At 65.5% G+C, this 3,838-nt stretch carries 1 protein-coding gene; it reads right to left on the reverse strand.

From position 1 onward, the window contains the following. On the reverse strand, window positions 1-3,838 hold a 3,838-nt coding region (locus tag FW796_RS31775), incomplete at both ends, for an amino acid adenylation domain-containing protein (protein ID WP_446440692.1).

The raw sequence follows: 3,838 nt of genomic DNA on the forward strand, positions 1-3,838 counted from the left end.
GTACAGGCGCCCACCATCGCTGCTGAACGGATCGGGAATGAAACGCTCGGCGGTCAGGCCTGGGCGGTCGTGATAACCCCGGGCCAGCAACTCGCCACCGATCATCAGCTCGCCGGTTGCGCCGCTGAGGGTCAGGTTGCCGCTGTTGTCCAGCAGGTAGATGGAGCGGCCCGGCAAACCCTTGCCCAGCGGCATCTGGCTCGGCAACGCCTGCCCATCCTGCAGGTAGCGACTGCAGTCATGGGCGGTAACGCTCACCGTGGCCTCGGTCGGCCCGTAGGTGTTGAGCAGGCAGGCGTGTTTCAGGCCGGCCTTCTTCCACGCCGCCACGCCTTCTGCCGGCATGGCTTCGCCCCCCAGGTTGAGCTGGCGCAGGCGACCGAAGTCGCGGGGTTCGCGGGTGGCGAAATCCTTGCCCAGCATGAACCAGTAAGCGGTGCTCAAGTCGACGATGCTGATGCCCTGCTCGATCAGCTCGCGGTAGAAGGTTTCGCTGTCCCACAGCTCCTTGCCGCGAATCACCACCGAGGCGCCACAGATCAGCGCCGGGTACAGCTGTTCGACAAAGGCGTCGAAGTTGAAGGTGGAGAACTGCAGGCCACGGTCTGCCGCGCTCATGTTGAAGTAGTCCCGGGAAACCTGGGCGTGCTGGCTCAAGGCGCTGTGGCTGATATCTACACCCTTGGGCCGTCCGGTGGAGCCGGAGGTGTACATCACGTACGCCAGGTTGGCACCCTGCGCCCGCGGTTGCGGGTTGCTCCGGGCATAGCCGTCCAGGCCCTGCTGATCCAGGCACAGGTGGGGTACCTCCACGCCGTCGCGCAGGCGCTCCAGCAGTGGAGTCTGGGTCAGCAGCAGCTGGATGCCGCTGTCCTGCATCATGTAGTGCAGCCGGTCCTGGGGGTACTCGGGGTCCAGCGGCACGTAGGCGCCGCCGGCCTTGAGCACTGCCAGCAATCCGACAATCATGTCCAGCCCGCGCTCCACGGCGATGCCCACCCGCACATCCGGGCCCACGCCCTGCTCGATCAACTTATGGGCCAACTGGTTGGCCCTCTGGTTGAATTGGCCATAGCTCAGTGGCTCACCGGCGCACAGCAGCGCCACGGCATCCGGAGTGCGCGCGGCCTGGGTCTCGATCAACTGCTGGACACAGAGCGGCGACAGGTCACGCGCCGGAGTACGACTGCGTTGTTCCTCGATCAAGCGGCGCTCGGTAGCGCCAGTCAGCGCCAACTCGCCGATGCTCGACTGCGGCTGCTCCACCAGCGCCATGAGCACCTGCTCCAGGTAGCCCGCCAGTTGCTGGATGTTCGCCTGGGCGAAATGCTCCAGGGCATAGCTGTAGTCGAACGCCAGAGTCTGCCCCAAGTAGACCGACAGGGTCAGCGGGTAGTTGGTCTGCTCATGGTTGGCCGCCATGCCAAAGCGCAACTGTGCCGGGGCGCCTTGGGCCAGGGCCTCGGACACCGGGTAGTTCTCGAACACCAGGATGTTGTCGAACAGCGCCTCGCCCCCCAGGCCGGCCCAGCGCTGCACGTCGTACAGCGGCGTGTGTTCAAAGTCACGCAGGGCCAGATTGCGTTCCTGCACCAGTTGCAACCAGTCACTGACAGGCATGTCCGGACGCGGCGCAGCCACGACCGGCAGAGTGTTGATGAACAGGCCGATCTGCTGCTCCACGCCCCTGAGCTCCGCCGGACGCCCGGACACGGTGGCACCGAACACCACGCTGTCCTGCCCGGTGTAGCGTTGCAGCAGCAACAGCCAAGCGGCTTGCACCAGGGTATTGACCGTGACCTTCTGCTGGCGGGCGAACTCGCTCAAGCGTTGCGTCTGTTGCAGATCCAGGTGCTGCTGATGGGCGGCGTAGCCCTTGCCGGCCGGAGCCTGGCCACCGCGGCTGATGGCCTGGGCCAGACGGGTCGGCTCATCCAGGGCCGCCAGTTGCTGTTTCCAGAAGGTCTCACTGAGCTGGGCGTCCTGGCGTTGCAGCCAGGCGATGTAGTCGCGATAGCGCCCGGGTGCCTGGCTCGCGAACTGCCCCGCATAGCGCTGCAGCACTTCCCCTAGCAGCCGTGAGTTGCTCCAGCCGTCCATCAGGATGTGGTGGTTGGTGTAGATCAGGTGGTAACGCTGCTCGCCAGTGCGCACCAGAGTCAGGCGTAGCAGTGGCGCGGCCAGCAGGTCGAAACCACGCAGGCGCTCCTCCTCGGCCAAACCATCCAGGGCGGCTGGCACGGCCTCGTTCGCCCGCCAGTCATGCTCGACAAAGTCCAGGCGGATACGCTTGTGCACCACCTGGATCGGCGCCGGCAGCTCGCCCTGCCAGAGGAAGCCGCTGCGCAGGATGTCATGGCCGTCGATGGCCGCCTGCCAGGCCTGGCGGAAGCGCTCGGGCTCAAGCCCGTCCACATCCACCCGCAGTTGGTTGATGTAGTCGCCCGCGCCCTGCTCGTAGAGGGTGTGGAACAGCATGCCTTGCTGCATCGGCGACAGCGGATAAAGGTCTTCGACCTCAGCCAGGGCCAGTGGCAACTGGTCCAGTTGCTGTTGGTTCAGGCCCGCCAGCGGGAAGTCCGACGGGGTCACCCCACGGTGCTCGGGCTGGCTGCAATGCTCGATCAGGGCCTGGAGCTCCTGGGCATACTCGTCTGCCAAGCGCTGGATGGTGGTGGTATCGAACATCGCCTGGCTGAAGGTCCAGCCCAGCTTCAATTGGCCGCCATAGACCTGGCCATTGATGCTCAGCCAGTTGCCCAGCGGAGCCTGGGCGCCTTGATCGGCACCCTTGGCTTCGGCGCTGGGGGCAAACCAGGCATCCGGCTCATCGAAGCTGCCATCGAACTGGCCCAGGTAGTTGAAGGTGATGCGCGGCACCGCCAGTGCCGCGAGGGCTGCCTGTGCTTGAGCATCCCCCAGGTGGCGCAGGGCACCAAAGCCGATGCCCTTGTTCGGCACCGCCCGCAGCTGTTCCTTGATGAGCTTGATCGAGTCGGCCAGCGCCGGCTGCGGTGTCAGCTTCACCGGGAACATGCTGGTGAACCAGCCCACAGTGCGGCTCAGGTCGATGCTGTCGAAAAGCTCTTCGCGGCCGTGGCCCTCCAGTTGCACCAGGGCGCTGCTGTCGCCGGTCCAGCGGGTAATGACCCGGGCCAGGGCAGTGAGCAGCAGATCGTTGATCTGGGTGCGATAGGCTGCCGGCGCGTCCTGCAACAGACGCTGGGTATAGCTCGGGTCCAGTTCGGTGCTGACGCTCAGGGCGTCCTTGATCACGACCTGATCCGTTGTCCGGTCACAAGGCAGGCCCGACTCGACGCCCTGCAGTTGCGCCTGCCAGTAACCCAGCTCCTGCTGCAGCGCCGCGCTGTTGGCATAGGCTTGCAATTGCCCGGCCCAGGCCTGAGAGGAGCTGGTTTTGGCCGGCAGTTTGATGGCTTGCCCGGCGGCCTGCTGTACCAGGGCCTGATGCAGGTCCTCCAGCAGCACCCGCCAGGACACCCCGTCCACCACCAGGTGATGGATGGCCAGCAGCAGGCGCTGGGTGCCGTCCTGCAACGTGAAGAGCACGGCACGCAGTAAAGGCCCCTGTTGCAGATCGAGGCTGCGCTGTGCGGTATCACACAGGGCTTGCAGCGATTCTTCATTGGCGTCGTCCGCCAGCCACAGCAGCGCATCGGCCTGCGTCGCCGCCAACGGTGCCGCAGTCACCTGCCCCAGCGGAGCATAAGTCGCGACCCAGGCTGCGCCTTCTTCGACAAACTTCAGGCGCAGGCCGTCGTGGTGTTCGAGCAAGGCTTGCAAGCCCTGCTGCAGTGCCTGGGCACTCAGAGGCTTC

The sequence above is a fragment of the Pseudomonas sp. 910_21 genome (assembly GCF_052850735.1).